General features: G+C 38.8%; 18 protein-coding genes. 7 read left to right on the top strand and 11 right to left on the bottom strand.

Features of this window, described 5'->3' with window-relative positions; translation table 11 throughout:
• Positions 1-22 precede the first annotated feature (22 nt).
• From SJY09_RS08990 to SJY09_RS08980, 3 genes are all read right to left on the bottom strand, one after another.
• The gene (locus SJY09_RS08990; RefSeq protein WP_396635394.1) at positions 23-319 is read right to left on the bottom strand and encodes a winged helix-turn-helix domain-containing protein; all 297 of its coding nucleotides are present in this window, start codon (positions 317-319) and stop codon (positions 23-25) included.
• A 1-nt stretch (position 320) separates the two neighbouring features.
• Entirely contained in the window at positions 321-929 is a 609-nt protein-coding gene (locus SJY09_RS08985; protein ID WP_396635393.1) for a hypothetical protein, read from the bottom strand.
• A 76-nt stretch (positions 930-1,005) separates the two neighbouring features.
• Complete coding sequence (locus SJY09_RS08980; RefSeq protein ID WP_396635392.1) at positions 1,006-2,121, bottom strand: Sb-PDE family phosphodiesterase; 1,116 nt, start codon at positions 2,119-2,121, stop codon at positions 1,006-1,008.
• 98 nt (positions 2,122-2,219) lie between these two features.
• Here SJY09_RS08980 and SJY09_RS08975 point away from each other — a divergent pair, with 98 nt between their 5' ends.
• On the top strand, positions 2,220-2,585 hold the full coding sequence (locus SJY09_RS08975) for a DUF1801 domain-containing protein (protein WP_396635391.1): 366 nt from the start codon (positions 2,220-2,222) through the stop codon (positions 2,583-2,585).
• Between the two features lie 37 nt (positions 2,586-2,622).
• Here the strand turns inward: SJY09_RS08975 and SJY09_RS08970 are convergent, their stop codons facing one another.
• Both SJY09_RS08970 and kdsA read right to left on the bottom strand, forming a co-directional pair.
• Positions 2,623-4,227 (bottom strand): sulfatase, encoded by a 1,605-nt coding sequence (locus tag SJY09_RS08970; RefSeq protein WP_396635390.1) that lies wholly within the window; start codon positions 4,225-4,227, stop codon positions 2,623-2,625.
• Positions 4,228-4,264: 37 nt separating this feature from the next.
• Positions 4,265-5,083 carry a 3-deoxy-8-phosphooctulonate synthase gene (gene kdsA, locus SJY09_RS08965; RefSeq protein ID WP_396635389.1) on the bottom strand — a complete coding sequence of 273 codons (819 nt, stop codon included), beginning with the start codon at positions 5,081-5,083 and terminating at the stop codon, positions 4,265-4,267.
• A gap of 88 nt (positions 5,084-5,171) precedes the next feature.
• On the opposite strand from kdsA, the gene SJY09_RS08960 reads away from it, so the two are divergent.
• A complete protein-coding gene (locus SJY09_RS08960; protein WP_396635388.1) occupies positions 5,172-5,738 on the top strand; it encodes a hypothetical protein in 567 nt (188 codons plus the stop codon).
• A 157-nt stretch (positions 5,739-5,895) separates the two neighbouring features.
• The gene (locus tag SJY09_RS08955) at positions 5,896-6,489 is read left to right on the top strand and encodes a hypothetical protein (RefSeq protein WP_396635387.1); all 594 of its coding nucleotides are present in this window, start codon (positions 5,896-5,898) and stop codon (positions 6,487-6,489) included.
• 1 nt (position 6,490) lies between these two features.
• On the opposite strand, the gene SJY09_RS08950 is transcribed toward SJY09_RS08955, so the two are convergent.
• The 3 genes from SJY09_RS08950 to SJY09_RS08940 are packed head-to-tail and all read right to left on the bottom strand — an operon-like array spanning position 6,491 to position 8,892.
• Entirely contained in the window at positions 6,491-7,213 is a 723-nt protein-coding gene (locus SJY09_RS08950; RefSeq protein WP_396635386.1) for a LytR/AlgR family response regulator transcription factor, read from the bottom strand.
• A complete protein-coding gene (locus SJY09_RS08945) occupies positions 7,210-8,280 on the bottom strand; it encodes a sensor histidine kinase (RefSeq protein ID WP_396635385.1) in 1,071 nt (356 codons plus the stop codon). Before SJY09_RS08945 ends, SJY09_RS08950 begins: the two co-directional genes overlap by 4 nt.
• 18 nt (positions 8,281-8,298) lie before the next feature.
• Positions 8,299-8,892, bottom strand: coding sequence for a hypothetical protein (locus SJY09_RS08940; RefSeq protein ID WP_396635384.1), 594 nt, complete (start codon positions 8,890-8,892; stop codon positions 8,299-8,301).
• 196 nt (positions 8,893-9,088) lie between these two features.
• Here SJY09_RS08940 and SJY09_RS08935 point away from each other — a divergent pair, with 196 nt between their 5' ends.
• The 4 genes from SJY09_RS08935 (at position 9,089) to SJY09_RS08920 (ending at position 14,958) form a co-directional block, all read left to right on the top strand.
• Complete coding sequence (locus SJY09_RS08935; RefSeq protein WP_396635383.1) at positions 9,089-11,485, top strand: TonB-dependent receptor domain-containing protein; 2,397 nt, start codon at positions 9,089-9,091, stop codon at positions 11,483-11,485.
• Between the two features lie 60 nt (positions 11,486-11,545).
• Positions 11,546-12,079 carry a hypothetical protein gene (locus SJY09_RS08930; RefSeq protein WP_396635382.1) on the top strand — a complete coding sequence of 178 codons (534 nt, stop codon included), beginning with the start codon at positions 11,546-11,548 and terminating at the stop codon, positions 12,077-12,079.
• An 89-nt stretch (positions 12,080-12,168) separates the two neighbouring features.
• Positions 12,169-13,968 carry a translational GTPase TypA gene (gene typA, locus SJY09_RS08925; protein WP_396635381.1) on the top strand — a complete coding sequence of 600 codons (1,800 nt, stop codon included), beginning with the start codon at positions 12,169-12,171 and terminating at the stop codon, positions 13,966-13,968.
• 81 nt (positions 13,969-14,049) lie between these two features.
• Positions 14,050-14,958, top strand: a complete 909-nt coding sequence (locus SJY09_RS08920; protein ID WP_396635380.1) for a hypothetical protein — start codon at positions 14,050-14,052, stop codon at positions 14,956-14,958.
• Between the two features lie 71 nt (positions 14,959-15,029).
• Here the strand turns inward: SJY09_RS08920 and ppgK are convergent, their stop codons facing one another.
• From ppgK to SJY09_RS08905, 3 genes are all read right to left on the bottom strand, one after another.
• Entirely contained in the window at positions 15,030-15,779 is a 750-nt protein-coding gene (gene ppgK / locus SJY09_RS08915) for a polyphosphate--glucose phosphotransferase (protein ID WP_396635379.1), read from the bottom strand.
• A gap of 206 nt (positions 15,780-15,985) precedes the next feature.
• The gene (locus tag SJY09_RS08910; RefSeq protein WP_396635378.1) at positions 15,986-18,625 is read right to left on the bottom strand and encodes an MGH1-like glycoside hydrolase domain-containing protein; all 2,640 of its coding nucleotides are present in this window, start codon (positions 18,623-18,625) and stop codon (positions 15,986-15,988) included.
• 62 nt (positions 18,626-18,687) lie between these two features.
• Positions 18,688-19,371 carry a cell division ATP-binding protein FtsE gene (locus tag SJY09_RS08905; RefSeq protein ID WP_396635377.1) on the bottom strand — a complete coding sequence of 228 codons (684 nt, stop codon included), beginning with the start codon at positions 19,369-19,371 and terminating at the stop codon, positions 18,688-18,690.
• Positions 19,372-19,491 lie beyond the last annotated feature (120 nt).

The following is a 19,491-nucleotide window of genomic DNA, read 5'->3' as shown; positions in this document are numbered from 1 at the left end:
CAAAGTATATTGATAAAAAATTTTATGTTTGTTTTCGTATTAAATTTTCGAGGGCTTCAATATGTTTTTGAAAGGCTAGTTTACCTTCTTTGGTAATGCTATATTTTGTATTGGGTTTTTTACCGATGAAGGACTTCTCTATCCGTATATAATTTGCCTTTTCCAAAGTTTTGGTGTGGCTTGCAAGGTTGCCGTCCGTTACGTCCAACAATTCTTTTAATCTGGTAAAATCTACGTCATCATTGACCACCAAAATAGACATCATCCCCAAACGGATACGATGGTCAAATAACTTGTTTATGTTGTCTATTAACCCCATGTTAGGCTTTTTCCTCCTTAAAATAGATCAAGCTACCGTAAATGATGTGGAATACGCCAAAACCTAAAATCCAAAACCAAAATCCGTAACCGGGGAGGGCTGCACATATCAATCCAAGAATAAGCTCTGCGTATCCTAAATATTGTATGTTGCTGATAGTATATTTAGAGGCATTGATCAATGCAAGTCCGTAAAAAATAAGCATTAAAGAACCTGTAAGGCCGTAATGCTGACTACTTAGTTTAATGAGAATATAAATGCCACCGGCTACTAGCGGCACTAGAAAACTGACCAATAATCGCTTGGTAGTAGCATCCCAGATGTTCTCCTTGTTTTTCTTGGCTTTTTTAGAGGTTAGGAGGAAAGCGGTAATTACACTTAGTGTTGCCACGGCAATTAGAATACCAAGGATAATTTTAAAATTCCAGCTGTGCAGGGTTAGAACTTCCCCGTTTTTAGGGAGCAGAAAGACATATGTTATCGTGGCTCCTGCAAGTGCATACAATCCTGCCATGATTCCCGAAAGTCCGCTAAGGGAAATAAACCGCGAAGAACGACTCATTAAATCCTTGATACTGGAAAGGTCGTCCAAATATTTTTTTGATTCCATTTAAAAGTACTTTGAAATTCAAAGTTAAATTAAATTTCTGAGAATAATATAGTTTGATGTCAAAAAAGTTTAAGGATTACTTTTCAACGGATATATTCCACTCGATAACGGGTGATACCTTTGGTGCGGTAAATGTACCAATGGCTTTTAGCTTTAAATCGATGCTTTCTTTTTCTTCCAAGGTTTTGATACGCAGGGTATATTTTCCCACGGGTGGAATTTCAAAAACTGGAGAACTGCTGTAAAAACTGTAGTCCATTTCGTTTTGAAAGAGCAGGGGACTGCTAGATACATTTTCCAGCTCAACTTCCAATATTTGAGTATTGTTAATATATGTAGCGGATTTCACCTCAATACTCGCTTTAATCAGCGGATTCAAAAATTCGGCCTTTCCTACCAACAAGTCATTGTAAACCGCCACCGTTCTTCCTGCAAATAAAGCCTCTTGCATGCTTTTTATGCTTCGCTCCTTTGCAAAAACTAGGGTAATAGGGCGTTGTTTTCCTTTTTCGGTGTAGTCCCAATCTATGAGTTCGTGAATGTCGCTGGTGCCCATGATCGTTAAGTTCTGTTCCAAGGCCAAGGTTAGGGATTCCTCTGCATAATCCACCGAGTTGATCACCTCTATACCATGTAATTCCCCGTTTTGTATCCGTTCTTTTTGAAAATCGCTTAGTACGGGATTCCCGTCCGGATTTTGGGCGTACCAAGCGGGGTGGTTCCAAAATACAAAGGCCCCTTGTTTTTTGGCTTCGTTAAAGGGTGTGAGTCCGTCTTTTGCCCTTAATTTGTTGGCATCCTTTATAAAAACAGCATTATTGTGTCCAATGGGAGCGGAACGGGTAATCTCCGATCCGTGAATAATCAATAGATCATGATCTTTGGCTTCCTGCATAGCAATATCAAAAGATCGGTTCCGGTCCGGATGCGGAATATCGCTCAAATGGGGTTGGTATTCCAAGTGTTCCGTTAAGGAAATGGCATCCAAATTTTCGCGCAGCGCCTCTTGCACACGTATGTTGGGCCACACTTTTCCATCGGAAAATACGGTGTGAATATGCAAATCTGTTTTTAGGGTTTGATACCCTTCAATGTTCGGATAGTTGAACGGTTTTGCGCCTGTATGTGAATGATCTTGGGCGGTTAGAGGTAAGGTTCCGATTAAAGCTAGGGCAAAAAGATAGGTTTTCATGGTTCTCGGTTTATATCAAATATACTGGATAGGCCTATATAAAATACCGCTATCTGTTTAAGAAATAGTAAATTGTGCGTCATTCTTGTTCAAAACCCATGAACCCAGCGGAAAACTATATTCTAAATCAGCCGGAACCTTTTAAAGGTGTTCTTTTGCACTTGCAGGCCACCATAGAACGCACCATCCCAGAGGCCCAGTTAAAGTTCAAGTGGAAATTGCCCTGTTATTATTTAGATGACAGTCCGTTTTGTTATATGAACGTGTCGGTAAAAAAAGGTTATGTGGATTTGGGTTTTTGGCGTTCCGCACACTTGACAAAACATACCGATAAGTTGACCGTAGACGGTCGTAAGCTTATCAAATCGCTTCGGTATACTTCATTAGAAACCATTGATGAAACGGTTCTAGTGGAAATTTTACAGGAGGCTTACCTTATCAAGGATAATAAGTTTTGGAGTTGAGCTTGTTAACGCTTCAGTAATATGCTTCGTTTTGGAATTAATCCATGTATCCTTTTTCCTTATATAACTCAATATATTGATTACTCAATGAATCAGAATCTTTATATTTTTCTCGTGTTTCCTTTAGTTTTATTTTTAGCTCGGTAACGATTTCTTGAAACTCAGGTTTGTTGTATACGTTATTCGATTCTGTGGCATCATTTTCTAGGTCGTACAACTCCCACTGGTCTACGTCATAATAAAAATGCATCAATTTGTACTCCTTGGTAGCAATGCCATAATGCCGCTTTACAGCATGTTCTGCAGGATATTCGTAATAATGATAATATACCGCATCTCGTGTCCAATCGCTTTTATCTCCTTTAAAAATGGGCAACAAGCTTTCGCCTTGCATATCGCTCGGTGCTTCTACCCCCGCAGCTTCTAAAAATGTTTGGGCGAAATCCAAATTTTGAACGAGTTCGTCTTCCGTGGTATTTGATGTAATTACATTTGGCCATCGAATCAGCAAAGGCGTTTTGAACGACTCGTTATACATAAAGCGTTTATCGAACCAACCGTGTTCGCCTAGATAAAACCCTTGGTCAGAAGTGTAGACTATCAAGGTGTTTTCACTTAAGTCTTCGGCATCCAAATAATCCAATAACCGACCTACATTTTCATCTACAGCGGCAATAGTTCCCAAATAGTCCTGAAGGTACCGCTGATACTTCCAAACCGTGAGCGTGGAATCCGTCATATTAGGATATCGTTCTAAAAAATCAGCAGCTAAAGGTTCATAAATGCTATCCCAAGCAGCTTTTTGCAAGGCATTTAATCTATTTATCCCACCAGCCCCTAAACGTTCGGAAATACCTAATTCTTTTAATGTCTTTTCGGGAACTTTAAGGTCATATTTTAAAAGCATGTCTTTCAAAATACCCATCTCTGCGGTTTTTGCAGCATCACCTCGTGTTTGGTAGTCGTCAAATAATGTTTCTGGTATCGGGTATTTGTTCTTGGTAAATTCGGGATAATGACGTGCCGCCGGTAACCAACTGCGATGGGGCGCTTTGTGCAAATACATTAGAAGAAATGGCTTTGTAGTGTCTCTTCGTTTTTGCATCCAATCCATGGTTAGGTCGGTAATGATATCCGTGACATACCCTGTAATTGTTGTGTCGCCATCTTTTGTAATAAATCGGGGATTATAATAATCGCCTTGACCTGGTAAAATTTTGAATTCGTCAAAACCTTTTGGATTGTTTCCAAAGTGTAGTTTCCCGAACATGGCGGTCTGGTATCCCGCTTTTTGAAGTAGCATAGGAAAGGTTATGTTCGTTGTGTCAAACGGACTTAAATTATCAATTTTACCATTGATATGACTGTGTTTTCCTGTAAGGATTACTGCTCTGGAAGGTGCGCAGATAGAATTGGTGACCGATGCATTGGTAAACAGCATCCCTTCGTGTGCTAGGCGATCAATATTCGGCGTCCTGATCAAGGTGGTGTCATAGGCACTAATGGCCTGGTAGGCATGATCGTCCGACATGATGAAGACGATATTGGGCCTTTTTGGTGTTTTCTTGGGCCTAGTTTCGCTACAGGAGCATATAAGCACTGTCAATAAAACAGCTAAGTACATTGAGAGTGACTTCTTCATTGCGTTAATGGTTATGAGAAACGATAAGGTAATAGTCTTAAAGACTGTTTATGGTGGTCTGTATGGCTACCAAGTCGGTCAATAGTTTTTCAAGCATACTTAAATCCAACATGTTGGCACCATCGCTTTTCGCGTTTGCAGGGTCAAAATGGGTTTCTATAAACAGTCCGTCTACACCTGCTGCAATGCCTGCCCGAGCCATGGTCCCTATAAGTGCCGGTCTTCCTCCAGTTACTCCAGAAGATTGATTAGGTTGTTGTAAAGAATGGGTTACATCCAGTACCACTGGTGCGAATTGTTTCATGGTGGGTACTCCTCTAAAATCTACAATCATATCCTGATAGCCGAACATAGTTCCCCTATCCGTTATAATAGCTTGCTCGTTACCTGTTTCCGTAATTTTGGTAACGGCATGTTTCATACTTTCCGGACTCATAAACTGTCCTTTTTTAATGTTTACCGTTTTTCTAGTTTTAGCCGCTGCAACCAGTAAATCGGTCTGTCTGGCCAAGAACGCGGGAATTTGTAGCACATCTACATATTCCGCTGCCATGTCTGCATCCTGTTCGGTATGAATATCCGTCACCGTAGGTACCTTGAAGGTTTCGGATACTTTACGAAGAATTTTAAGCGCTTTTTCATCCCCTATTCCAGTGAAGGAGTCCAACCTGCTTCGGTTGGCTTTCTTAAAACTTCCCTTAAACACATAGGGTATGTTTAGTTTATCGGTTATGGAAACAACGTGTTCGGCAATACGCAAAGCCATATCCTCTCCTTCAATAGCACAAGGGCCGCAGAGTAAAAAGAAGTTTTTGGAATCGGTATGTTTTATCCGGGGTATCAGGGAAAGCTTCATATTGGCTATAGTTTAGGAGTACAAAGATACTATTTTAAGCTACTTTCTGTTGTATAGGGGTGCTATTGTGATAAACCCAAATCTACAGATGATACCATTACGAAACTTATCCTTACTACTAGTACTCTTGGTCTGGAGCCAAGCAATGGCTCAGTTTGGTAAAAATTGTGAGCTTCGTCAGTTTAAGGTAAACCTTATACATCCGGGTTTGGAGTATGAGATGGCACTTGGCGTGAACACTACCTTGGATATTAAAGCGGGATTGCAAGCAGCTTTAGATCCCTTACTGCCCGATGTTTACGAAGAACTAGGATTCTTCCCTGCCGTAGCGGCTCAATACAGATACTATTACAATTTTGAGGCACGTCAACGAAATAGAAGAACCATTTATGGGAATTCCGCCAACTATATTGCCCCTGCCGTGGCGGCCTTTTTTCCCGATACCCGAACCATAAATAATGAACTCGTAAAAGGAGTCTTTGGCTATGCAGGAGTAGTAACGGGATTGCAACGCAGCTATGATTCAGGTTTCAACTTTTCTGTAGACGCAGGAGCTGCTTATTACCTCGGCAATTTTGAAGGACCCATTTATCCCGTAGTTAACCTCAGTATTGGCTGGATTTTCAGTGAGAAAAGATGGTGTGTGGGAAGGTAATCTGATTAGTCTAGAAGATATAATTTTAATTTTGTATTTTGATTTGCAAATAGGTTACTATTTGACTTTTACTTCTAGATTTTCTTTCATAAAATTTCATTAAAACATAAGGTAGCTAATGCTTAACTGATTAGTTTTAGAATTCAAACAACCTCCTATGTTCAAAAAAACACTTCCTCTTTTTGTCTTCTTCATATTCGTTTATAGTTATCAAATCCAAGCTCAAACAAATGAGAAAGGTTTTGGTATTGTCAACTTAGAAAGGCATCAAGTAACATTCAATATTTTTGGTCCTGGTATCCGCTATGAGTTGGGATTATTTAAAAACGTTAGTGTTTCTACCAGTTTTAATCCGGCATTGGCCTATTATCAAGAAGGGTATACTTATGGTTTCGCATGGCATACCAGACTTCGTTATTATCTCAATTTTGAAAACCGTTTGGATGTGAACAAGAATATTACTGGAAATTCAGCGGACTACGTTTCTGCTGCGCGAAGTATTTTTTGGGGACCCTTGCAGTTAACGGATAATCTGAACGGTCCAAGTGATTTTGCCATTGCTTTTTACGGAGGGGTTTACGGCGTGCAGCGTACCAATAGAAAAGGCTTTAACGTAAACGCGGAGCTCGGTTTTGGATATTACCGTGGTGATGGTGTTACTGATGGTTACGGGGCATTACTCAATTTTACATTTGGTTGGGTGGCTACGAAACGCAAAGGAAAGAAGCCAAAAATTAATTGGCAGAATTAGTTTATAGCATGATTTTTTTTAAGGCATCCATATATCCGCGGCTAACCCGCACAACATCAGTATTTTCCATGGTAACGTCATAGCTTTTTCCATACCTGTGCAACTCCTTGACCTTGTTCAAGTTAATTATGGAAGATCTATGAACGCGCATAAAGGATTTTGGATTTAGTTTTTCCTCAAGATTAGTAATACCATAATTACTCAAAAAAATAGAGGAGGCAGTATGGATTTTAGAGTAATCTCCATAAGCTTCTACCCAAATAATATCTGAAACGCCAATAGTGACTAATTTTTTATTTAATTGGACTAAAACCCGCTCTGGATAATCTTCCTTTTCCATGATTAAGCTTTGTGCCAGACCGCTAACATCTTTGCCGCTAGTTTCTAAACGCTCAATAGCTTTGCTAAAACGTTCTTTGGTATAAGGTTTTAATAAGTAGTCTACTGCATGCACTTCAAAGGCCTGTAATGCATATTGGTCATAAGCCGTAGAGAAAATGATTTGTGGGATCTCCTCTAAATAGGAAAGCACCTCAAAACCTGTTTTACCGGGCATTTGTACATCTAAAAAGACCAAGTCTGGTTTAAAACGATTTATTTCTGCAATGGCATCTACTCCATTGTTCACTTCACTTATCAAAACCAGTTGTGGAAAGACCTCTAAATATTCTTTTATCAGCTTGCGTCCTGCTATTTCGTCATCGGCTATTAAGACCTTCTTCATATCGCAAATTTAACGGTTAAGCCATTAGGGCTGTTATCCACGAGCTCTAATTGACTTTGATACATTTTTTGTAATCGAAGCGCGGTATTGGTCAAACCTATACCCTTATTGAAGACCGCGTTCTTATCCTTTACGCCGATACCAGTGTCGGATATTTCAAACTTCAACTTACCCTTTTCTTTAAATATATAAACTGAAATAGTGCCCCCTTTTATTAGACTAGACAGACCATGTTTTATAGAATTTTCCACCAAAGGCTGCAGGAGCATCGGTGGAATCTTCTCTTGCATTAAATCTTGAGAAACTTTTATGTCAATATGAAGTCGGTCTTGAAAGCGTTCTTTTTCGAGATTTAGATATTTCTGTACAAATTCTAGTTCTTCGCCCAAGGACACCAATTCTTTTTTCGATGCTTTCAATTGATATCTAAATAAGTCCGATAACTGTGCTATCATGTTACGGGTTTTTTCACTTTCTGGTGGTAAAGAAGCATTTATGGTATTAAACACATTGTACAGGAAATGCGGATTTAACTGTGCTTTTATAGCTGCTAGTTCACTTTTGAGCGCTGCTTGGCGAAGTTCCCCTTCCAATTTTAGTTTTCGTTCGTTCTCTAAAAAATATCTGTAAGCGAAGTAGCAACCAAATTGAATGAACAGGAATAATAAAGGTATGTACCAATCCCAGACCGTACCTGTTCCTCTTAATCTATTTTCACCAAGGGAGTCTATGATTAGATATCTGAGTTCCCTCACTAAGTAGGATAGAACAGGTATTAAAAAAATTACAGCGGTTATTTGATGATGACGTGATTTTTTTCTGAGCAAATAGAAGCCAATGTACCAAATCAAAATTGAAGCTAAAAGTAAAAAGGCATATTGACGACCAGACGCCAACCAGAAACCTCTAAGGTCTAACCATCCCCAAAAACCTTCATCCTCGTAACTTCTACCGCTATACCATAAAACGATTCTATAAAGCCATGCAAAAAGAAAGTAGAACAGGAGGACTACAAAAATCTCTTTTTTGTTAAGTTGCGCTTTGCTTCTTTGTTTTAATAAATCCATTTTTAGAATTATAAGTTTTCAAATTTCAAAAACATACCAGAATTCTCCGTCTCTAGGATCAAAGCTAAGTTTTAAAATGCCATCCGGTGTTTGAATAAGATAGTGATTTGTAACTTTTAGCTCTTTGTTATCTAGCCAAGCTCTTACTTTGCCATCATCATACTTAAAAACCAAGCCATTGGTGAAAACAGCTAGTAGATTATAATTTTCAGATTCATTGTTAGAGCTCATAATTTCTTTCCGTTCTAAACTTGGTTTACTATTATTATTTGAAGTTTCATATTGTGTAATTATAGCTGGATTTCTATGGTACGCATAATTTCTACGTTCTGTAGGAAGCACGAAGATTTCAAGTATTCCGCCATCACTAGTGATGGTTTCTCTTTCTGGATTCCAAGGCGTCTCAATTGATAAGGTATAGTCGCCCTTTAAGGTTAATGCTTCATCTTTTTTTATCAATGTTGAATCGCCCAGCTCATTGATTATAGTGATCTGCGCATTCTTAGGATAGTTATAAGTAGTCTTATCATTTTTCACAACTATGGAGAAGTAATCCTGAGCAGTAGAAAAATATGCACATAATAAAACGATAATTGTTAATGTGGTTTTCATAATTATTGTTTTTCAATTTGAATCAAATGTATGGTTCTTGATTCTTTTGAGGAATTGAAAACCGACGAACCGACCTATACGAAGTTCAATTGACCAAGGCTATTCGGCTGGCTATTGGGCTATCCAACGACTTCTGTTTTTAGTAACGCTATGTACAATGCATTTTTGTCCTGTTGAATTTGTAAACCTTGTAATCATGAGAATGTTAATTGCCAGTATCTTGTTCGTTTTTCCTTTCTTCACATATTCCCAAACCTTATCAGGAAAGGTTTTGTCTCAAGAAGGGGTGGTAGTTCCTTTTGCCGCAGTAACCTTAAACAGTCCTCTAGATTCTAGTTTGGTCAAGGCTATAATCACTAATGAAGAAGGACTTTTTGAGTTCAAGGAAGTGTCAGCCGGAACATACATACTACAAATTACGAATCTCGGTTTTGCTGATTTTAAAAAGGAGGTGAATTATACTGGTAAATCCCTAAACTTGGATGATGTTTTATTGGTAATTTCTGCTGAAAATTTAAATGAGGTAACTGTAGTGGCTGCAAAACCAATGGTACAAGTACTTGCCGATAAGACCGTTTTTAATGTAGAGAACACTATTAATGCTACTGGTACCAGTGCATTTGAATTGCTACGAAAAGCCCCTGGTGTTGTCATGGATAATTCTGGAGGAATAATTGTGGAGGGAAAGGCAGGAGTACAAATTTTTATAGATGGTAAACTATCTATTCTACAAGGGGAAGATTTAACGAACTACTTAGAAAGTTTACAGGCAACCGATATCTCAGCTATAGAAATTATAACCCAACCTTCTTCAAAATACGATGCCGCAGGGAATGCGGGTATCATCAATATCAAGCTCAAAAAGGACAAAAGCTTGGGTACGAATGGCTCTGTGACTACGGGAGTCACCATAGGGGACTTTGCACGTTACAATACCAGTATCAATTTTAACTCTAGGGGAAAAAAGGGAAACCTATACGGGACATACAGTAACCGGTTCGGGAAAAGCACCAACTTTTTAAACCTACTGCGGACACAATCCGGAACCCAGTTTGATGCCCGTACGAATAGTATCTATGACCAGAACAGTAACAATGTTAAGATAGGCTACGATTTCTACGCCACCGAAAAGAGCACAATAGGGGCTATTTTTAATGGGAATTTCAATAATGGATTCGGGAACAATAATGCCCGTACGCCCATTCGCCCGGTAGGAAATACGGCGAACGATAGTGTGTTGGTTTCAAACAACAGGACCTCCAATACCTCTTATAACATTAATGCCAATTTGAACTATAAATACGCAGATACGCTGGGACATTCAATTAATGTGGATTTTGATTTCGGTCAATATAGTAGCGACCGTACCGCCGCTCAACCCAATGTTTATTTCAATGGCGATGAGACCCAAATCATCCGTCAGAACGCAACCAGTCAAAATACGCCGATAGACATCGGAATCGTAACGTATAAGACCGATTATGAACAGGACCTGTTTAAAGGAAAACTAGGTTTAGGGGTCAAGTTCTCCTATGTGAATACAGATAACACGTTCGATTTTTTTAATCGTGTAAACGGTGAAGATGTCTTGAGTACGGTGCAAAGCAACCAGTTCGATTATACTGAAAAAATAAATGCAGCTTATATCAATTACAATTACAAATGGACGAAATGGAACTTGCAAATGGGTCTACGGGTAGAGAATACCATATCCGATGGAAATCTTATGAGTATGCAACAAAACGAAGATGCCAGGGTAGAACGTAACTACACTAATTTCTTTCCATCTGGTGGCTTGACCTATCAATTGAACCGAAAAAACCAGTTTGCGTTGACTTACAGCAGAAGAATACAACGTCCTAATTATCAATCTTTAAATCCTTTTGAATATGTGATTGACGAGCTTTCTTTTAGAAAAGGAAATCCTTTTTTACAGCCGCAGTATACAGATAATTTAAAACTGTCCCATACTTTTAACTACAGGCTTACAACTTCTATAAGCTATAGTCATGTGTCGGATTTTTTTGCCCAGGTGACCGTTGCGGATGGGCGTAGTAGAAACTTTATAACTACTAGAAACGTGGCAGATAATGAAGTTATTAACCTTGGAATATCCTATCCGAAAAAGATTAGGGAATGGTGGAATGTTTATTTTAGTCTCAACGCTTATACTAGTAGTTACAAAGCCAATAGTCCCGAATTCTTACCTGTAAAGCAGGAAACTTTGAGTCTATATGCCCAAAATACATTTTCACTTCCTAAAGAAATGCGAATAGAACTTTCAGGCTGGTATAGCTCACCCACGGTTTGGGGTGGAACTTATCAAACAAAGTCGCTTGGGTCCTTGAATTTAGCGTTCCAAAAGAAATATTTTGATGATAAGCTAACAGCAAGACTGGCTTTTAACGATATCTTATACACTGTTCCATGGCAGGGAACTACCCAGTTTGGCGACTTGTTTATCAACGGTAGTGGCGGGAGTGATACTAGACAAGTTGCATTTAGTGTTACATATGATTTTGGTCACAAAGAGATTAAAAAAGCCAGGAAGAGGAAAACGGGATTAGAGGATGAAAAAGATAGAATTGAATAGTAAAACTTGGCGCACTATTTGATACTAAAAAGGCTTAACCAAAAAAATCAAACAAGCTTTATGAAATCACTACTAGTATTCCTATTGTCTATTGCAGTATTCGGGAGCCTAAATGCACAATCAGATAAAAATGTTGAAGACCATCAAGTTCAGTTGGGATTTCCAATTCCTGCAATTCTATATGAGAAAGGGATAGGAAATAATACAACATTAAGTGTTGAAACGTTAGCTGGTTTGGAAATAAGAAATGCAGAGTATGGCGTTTATCCTATTGTAAGAGGTCAATATCGGTACTATTATAATATGAAACGTAGATTAGAAAAAAAGAAGAATATTTCTGGTAATTCCGGTAATTATCTTGGTGGATTGCTCTTGTATCAAGATGGTAATTCACTTCTTGGTAATTTGAATAAGGCGTCTATCTTTGCTGTAGGGCCTGTTTATGGCATGCAAAGGACTTACAGGGGAGGGTTTTTTTATCGTTTGGAAACGGGATTGGCCTATTTTGAGGATGATGCGTTTATTAAGGGTAGCGGCATAGCTTTAATTCTTGCCGCTAGAATCGGTTGGGTATTGGGTCGCAAAAGAAAATAACTTCTTCAAAATCAGTAAGATAAAAATAACATAAGTTTAGGTGTACATGCAAAAAATAGAAGTATCTTTGCACGCTTAAAATAGACCTTATGTCCACAACAAAAAATATCGCAATCATTGCACACGTAGATCATGGTAAAACTACTCTGGTCGATAAAATAATGTACCACTGTAGTCTTTTCCGAGAGAACGAGAATACGGGAGATCTTATTTTGGATAACAATGACTTGGAACGCGAACGTGGTATAACCATTACATCTAAGAATGTATCCGTTGTATACAAGGACACTAAAATTAATATAATCGACACCCCTGGTCACGCGGATTTTGGTGGTGAGGTAGAACGTGTCCTGAATATGGCAGATGGCGTGTTACTATTGGTAGATGCCTTTGAAGGGCCAATGCCGCAGACGCGTTTTGTTTTGCAGAAAGCAATAGATTTAGGTCTAAAGCCTTGTGTGGTCATCAATAAAGTAGATAAAGAAAACTGTACTCCGGAAGAAGTGCACGAAAAAGTATTTGACCTAATGTTCGAGTTAGGTGCTGAAGAATGGCAGTTAGACTTCCCTACCGTTTATGGTTCTGCAAAGAACAATTGGATGAGCGAGGATTGGAAGGATGAAACGGACAACATTGAGCCGCTGTTGGATATGGTTATTGAACACATACCCACTTTTGAGCCAACCGAAGGAAATACGCAAATGCTTATTACTTCGTTGGACTTTTCCTCTTTTACGGGACGAATTGCTATTGGAAGATTAACCCGTGGTACCTTAAAAGAAGGTCAGCAAATTTCTTTGGTAAAAAGAGATGGGAGTATCGTAAAATCTAAAATCAAGGAACTTTTTGTTTTCGAAGGTCTAGGACGTAAAAAAGTTCAGGAAGTAGAGACTGGTGATATTTGTGCATTGGTTGGTGTTGAAGGTTTTGAGATTGGGGATACCGTGGCTGATATAGAAAACCCTGAGGGCTTAAAGACCATTGCTATTGATGAGCCTACGATGAGTATGCTCTTTACGATTAATGATAGTCCATTTTTTGGTCAGGACGGTAAATTTGTTACCTCTCGTCATATCAAGGAACGCTTGGAGCGCGAATTGGAAAAGAATCTGGCATTGCGCGTTAATGAAACCGATAGTGCGGATAAATTTCTAGTTTTTGGCCGTGGGGTACTGCACCTTTCTGTTTTGATCGAGACTATGAGACGTGAGGGCTATGAACTTCAGATAGGACAGCCACAAGTGATCATTAAGGAGATTGATGGCAAAAAATGTGAGCCTATTGAGCACTTAACTATTGATTTGCCTGAAGAAGTTTCCGGTAAGGCTGTAGAGATGGTGTCTATTCGTAAAGGAGAAATGACTAGTATGGAAGCAAAGGGAGACCGTATGCTTTGTGAGTTTCAAATACCTTCAAGAGGAATTATTGGCCTTAGAAATCAATTACTGACAGCTACCGCCGGTGAAGCAATTATGGCGCACCGCTTCTTGGAATACCAACCTATGAAAGGGGATATTCCACAACGTCAAAACGGTTCTTTAGTTTCTATGGAGAAAGGTAAAGCAATTCCTTACTCAATTGATAAATTGCAGGATAGAGGTAAGTTCTTTGTAGATCCGGGAGAAGATATTTATGAAGGTCAGGTAATTGGAGAGAATTCTCGTGGAGACGATATGACCATCAATATTACAAAAACTAAAAAGTTATCGAACGTACGTTCTTCGGGAGCAGACGATAAGGCTAAAATTGTTCCAGCGATTAAATTTTCTTTGGAAGAAGCTTTAGAATATATTCAAAAGGATGAGTATGTGGAGGTTACTCCGAAACACTTAAGACTTCGCAAGATATACCTCACCGAAGTAGATCGGAAAAGAAATAAAATAGCATAATAAACAGCCCTGAATTTTTCAGGGCTTTTTTATGAAATGTTGTTACTTATTTTACGACAAAGTACCTTTAAAACAATCAACATGAAGAACACACATTTAAAACTACTTACACTTATTGTTTTAAGCGTCTTTTTAGGATGCAAAGAGATGCCTAAGAACGCGGAGGACAAAGACATTATGGCCAATGAAGCCTTGAACACGAACGCAGGTATTCCCGATTCATGGATTGCTAATCGTGTTGCTAAGGCCAAAGCAAGGTTGAATCAAACGGATGCGGGTAAAGTGGTTTGGAATGCTATGGAAGCCCATGGAGGCTTGGCAACATGGTACGGTAATGGACCATTATCTTTCCGATTCAATTATCAACCATTGGATAAAAGTAAAGCACAACGCGATAGTTATCAAACAATAGATACATGGAGCAATAGGGCAAGACATACCAGTGCAACCGATAGCTCGGCACATTATGGATGGACAGGGGAGAAGGCATGGGTGAAAGCAACAGATAGTTTAGCTTTTAAATACGATACCAAGTTCTGGGCATTAACTCCTATATACTTTTTAGGGCAACCCTTTATTCTAGATGGAGAAGGAGTAAACTTGGAATTATTGCCGAAAACAGTTTACAAAGATGCATCACAGGATGTGGTAAAAGTCACATTTGATGCCGGTACAGGTGATGCTCCAGACGATTATTATATTCTTTACTTTAAGGAAGATTCGCATCAACTCACGGCTATTCGTTATATCGTTTCCTATCCGGCTTATTTTAAGGATGGCGGTCATCTGCCTGAAAAGTTTATGGAAGTTATCGGTTCAACTGCGGTAGAAGGTATTGTATTTCCAACGGGTTACAAAACGCATTGGCTTACTGAAGACGAAAAGCCGGGTGAATATATTACTAAAATCGATGTTTCTGACATACGCTTTGAAGAACAAGTGTCCAAAGACTTCTTTGATATTCCGGAAGGAGCAAAGATTATAGAGTAGGTCCGGCAACTTATGCAAAAAAAAGCCCAAGCAACTGCTCGGGCTTTATAATATCGTATATTTTCTGAAACTTAAACTTTAGGAGCTTTATGTAAAGTTGCGGCTGCAGCACCAATAATACCTGCTTGGTTTCTGAGCTCTGCTGGTATTACAGGTGTATCTATCGTAATGTATTCTTTAAACTTATCAAAATGTTTAGACGTACCACCTCCAAGTATGATCAGGTCGGGAGCTATGATAAGATCTACATATTTCAAAAACTTATTAAAACGTTCTCCCCATTCCTCAAAAGAAAGTTCTTCTCGTTCCTTTGCCGAAGCTGCCGCCCAAAGTTCTATTTTTTTATACTTTTTATAGGGTATCTGTCCTAGTTCAAAATTTGGGATTAAACGGCCGTCTAAGAAAGCGCCACTGCCCAATCCGGTTCCAATGGTTATCATGACTACAAGACCTTCTTCGCCTTTTCCAATACCATAAGTCATGGTTGCATATCCGGCAGCGTCTGCGTCATTGATTACGGTAAAGTCGAGCCCTGTCTTTTTTTCTAAAAGCTCCTCCACGTTTAGATTAAGCCAACTTTTATCTAGATTACCGGGGGATTTACAGACTCCTTTTTTGATTACTGTAGGAAAACCACAACCCACTTTTCCTTTATAGTCAAAGTGTTTGATGATTTGATGCACTACCTCTGCCATATCATCCGGAGTTCTTCCCGCGGGTGTTTTTATACGATGGCGCTCGGTAAGCATTTCGCCGGTTTCCAAATCTACCAAAGCTCCTTTTATTCCAGAACCACCTATATCAATACCAAGAACTGCCATTATGTGTATTTAATTTTGCGCAAATTAATAAAAAAGAATTGGCTCTGAGAATTTAATTTTAGTGACAGTTTTAATGATTTTATTGATAGTATTCTTAAAATTTAGCGCTAACTTATTTTAGCAAAGCTTATTGATGATACTTCCTAATATGAAGACTGATAATTTTATTCTTCATCTACTCCATTTTTAGACTTAGAGCGGTTATTTTAATCTAGTTCTTTATCAATTTCTTCTATTAGATTAGCGACCAAGCTGGTCCACCCGGTTTGATGAGAGGCTCCAAGCCCACGACCGTTTTCACCATGGAAATACTCATAGAAGAGGACTAAGTCTTTGAAATCGGGGTCGGTATATTGTTTTTCGTGCAATAGGTTAATGGGGCGTTTTTCGGCATTATCTTTCTCAAACATCTTAATAAGTCGTTTACTTATTTCATTACTTATTTGGTTAAGGTCCATTTTATTTCCACTACCTGTAGGATATTCAAACTGCATATCCTTTCCGCAATAGTCATGATATTCTCGTAACGATTGGATAAAGAGGTAGTTCATAGGTAACCACACGGGACCACGCCAATTAGAATTACCTCCAAATAGAGAAACTGTAGACTCTGCGGGTTCGTAGTTAATGGAGTAGTCTATTCCTTCTATATTGATTTTATATGGTTCTTCATGAATCTTAGATAAAGAACGGATTCCAAAAGGACTCAAAAACTCTTTCTCGTCCAATAAACTTTTAATCAATAACTGTAAACGATCGTTAGGTACCAATGAAAGTAAAAGGTCTTCCCCATCTTTAAATTCCTGAATAATTGGGAATTTTAGATTTTCCATGCGGTATTTCTTAAACCAAAGAATACTGGCTTTGAACTTTGGAAAAAGGGCTAATGTCTCCTTTTTTATGTTGAGTACCGCAGCAAGGGATAGCATACCGGCTATAGACCGTATTTTAATGCGTTCAGAACGTCCGTCCGGCAGTACCAATCTGTCATAGAAAAAACCTTCTTCGCTGTCCCAAGTTCCTTCGTAGGCAGTATCAATTTTATTGAGTGCCTCTGCGATATAGATAAAATGACCAAAATACTTAGTGGCCATGTCTTCATAAGCTTCATCTTCCTTGGCGATTTCCAAACTTATTTCCAACATATTCAAGCAATATAAGGCCATCCAGGCGGTACCATCTACTTGTTCCAATATGCCATTACCTGGTATGCCATGACTCCTATCGAACACTCCAATATTGTCTAACCCTAAAAATCCTCCTTGAAATACATTGTTTTGATTTCGGTCTAGCTGGTTTACCCACCATGTAAAGTTTAAGGACAACTTGTTGAACATCCGTTTTAGAAACTTAATGTCTCCTGTACCTGTCTTTTCTAAATCCGTTTTGTATATCCTAAGTGCAGACCATGCTTGCACTGGTGGATTAACGTCACTAAAATTCCATTCGTAGGCGGGTATCTGACCGTTTGGTGCCATATACCATTCTTTGGTAAATAGTAATAGTTGTTCTTTTGCAAATGCTGGGTCTATTAGGGCAAAGGAAGCACAATGAAAGGCAGAATCCCAAGCGGCATACCATGGGTATTCCCAGGCATCTGGCATAGAGAGCACGTCATGGTTCCTTAGAGTTTTCCAACTATTATTTCTTCCAGATAGGCGTTCTTGGGGAGGTTGCGAATTTTTGGAATCTCCTTTTAGCCATTGCTCAACCTCATAATTATAGTATTGTTTTGTCCAAAGTAACCCTGCAAACGCTTGTCTTAAAATATTCTTTTTATCTGTATTGGCTTTGGGTGCCATAGCCTCATAGAAGGTATCACACTCTTTTAATCGATTTTTGAAAATAGCATCGAAATTTTTGTCAAAAGGATTTTTTAGAGATTTTTCGGAAAGCCTAAGGCGTATCGTTACAGATGCTCCTCCTGCTATCTGTTTCTGGTATAATGGCGCAAATTTGGTTCCCTTTTTATTTTTGGTGGCTAGTTTGTAGTCGTTATTGCATACGGCTTTATGAAACAGGTCTTTTTTAAATGGATGATTGTTTTTTTGAAGGTAGATTGCTTCCCTATTCGTTTCGTTCTCCGTAAAAAGCAATTCGTTGGCCTCCTCAAAATATAGATGGTAATTACCTACGTAAGGGTGATCTATGGCTACATAGGGTGACTTATTTTTAATTCTTTTTTGAATTAAAGGTTTTTTGGACATTTCTTTAAATGTCCAATGGTTACGCATGGTCAGGGTAGGGAGGATAGCTAATGCTGCAGACTTGGTATTTCTATTTGTTATGGTAATCTTGATGAGGATGTCTTTTTCATCCGCTTTTGCATACTCGGTTACTACATCGAAATACTCGTTTTTATCAAAAACCCCGGTATCGAGCAATTCATATTCCAACTCTTTTCGTCCTCTTTTTTGATTTTCCGATACAAGTTGTTCGTATGGAAACTCATTTTGCGGGTATTTGTAAAGATGCTTCATGTAGGAATGAGACGGAGTATTCTCCAAATAGTAGTACAATTCTTTTACATCTTCTCCATGGTTACCCTGCGGACCGGTGAGTCCGAACAAACGTTCTTTGAGAATACGGTCTTTTCCGTTCCAAAGCCCTATATTGAAACAAACATTACAATACCTATCCGAGAAACCTGCTATACCGTCCTCGCCCCATCTATAGGCTCTGCTTCTGGCATGCTCATGCGGAAAATAGTTCCATGCATCGCCATGGGCGCTATAGTCCTCTCTAACAGTTCCCCATTGGCGTTCACTAAGATAAGGACCCCATTTAAGCCAGTCTTTTTCTTCGGATGCCTGTTCCCGTAATCTTTTTTTTTCTTGATTTTCCATAATAAGAAACCTGCGTAAACTGTTAATGAATTAAGGTTTAGATTGGAGTGCGTATTTTGATTTTAGACTGCTTTTTGTACCACTTCAAATACGCGATTAGCATCGCATTTTATAGTCTTGGAAGGGTATTTTAAAATTAGGGCGTAATCATGTGTGGCCATTAAAATAGTTCGTCCGGATTTATTGATTCCCTGTAGCACCTTCATGACTTCAACACTGGTCTGTGGATCTAGGTTTCCGGTAGGTTCATCCGCTAGGATAAGTTCTGGGTCGTTTAGCAATGCACGGGCAATCGCAACCCGTTGTTGCTCACCTCCAGAAATTTCATGAGGAAATTTAAAACCCTTTGTTTTCATGCCTACTTTCTCTAAAACTTCTAGGACTTGGGCATCCATTTTAGCTTTATCTTTCCAGCCCGTAGCTTTTAATACGAAGAGCATATTTTGATTAATGTTCCTGTCCGGCAACAATTTAAAATCTTGGAAAACAATACCTAGCTTGCGTCTCAGAAACGGAATGTCGTTTTCTTTGAGATTTTTAAGATTGAAGTCTACTATTTTACCCTCACCTTTTTTCAAGGGCAAGTCTCCGTAAAGCGTTTTCATAAAACTACTTTTTCCACTTCCGGTTTTTCCAATAAGATAGACAAACTCTCCCTTTGATACCTGAATGTTCACCTCGCTTAAAACAAGGCTCTCTTTTTGAAAAATAGCAGCATCTTTCAGCTCTAAAACAGTCTCTTCCATAGTACTAATGTTGATATAAAAGTAATAAGTTCCCTGCGATATTAAAGAACTGTTTTTCAAATTCTTTTCTTTTGTGGATACATAACACATACTTAGGTACAATATTTGTCGTTATCCTTT

Origin of the sequence: Maribacter sp. R77961 (assembly GCF_044594925.1) — a bacterium.
In the GTDB taxonomy this organism is placed as follows: Bacteria; Bacteroidota; Bacteroidia; order Flavobacteriales; family Flavobacteriaceae; genus Maribacter.
This window is presented reverse-complemented; position numbering and strand designations above follow the sequence as displayed.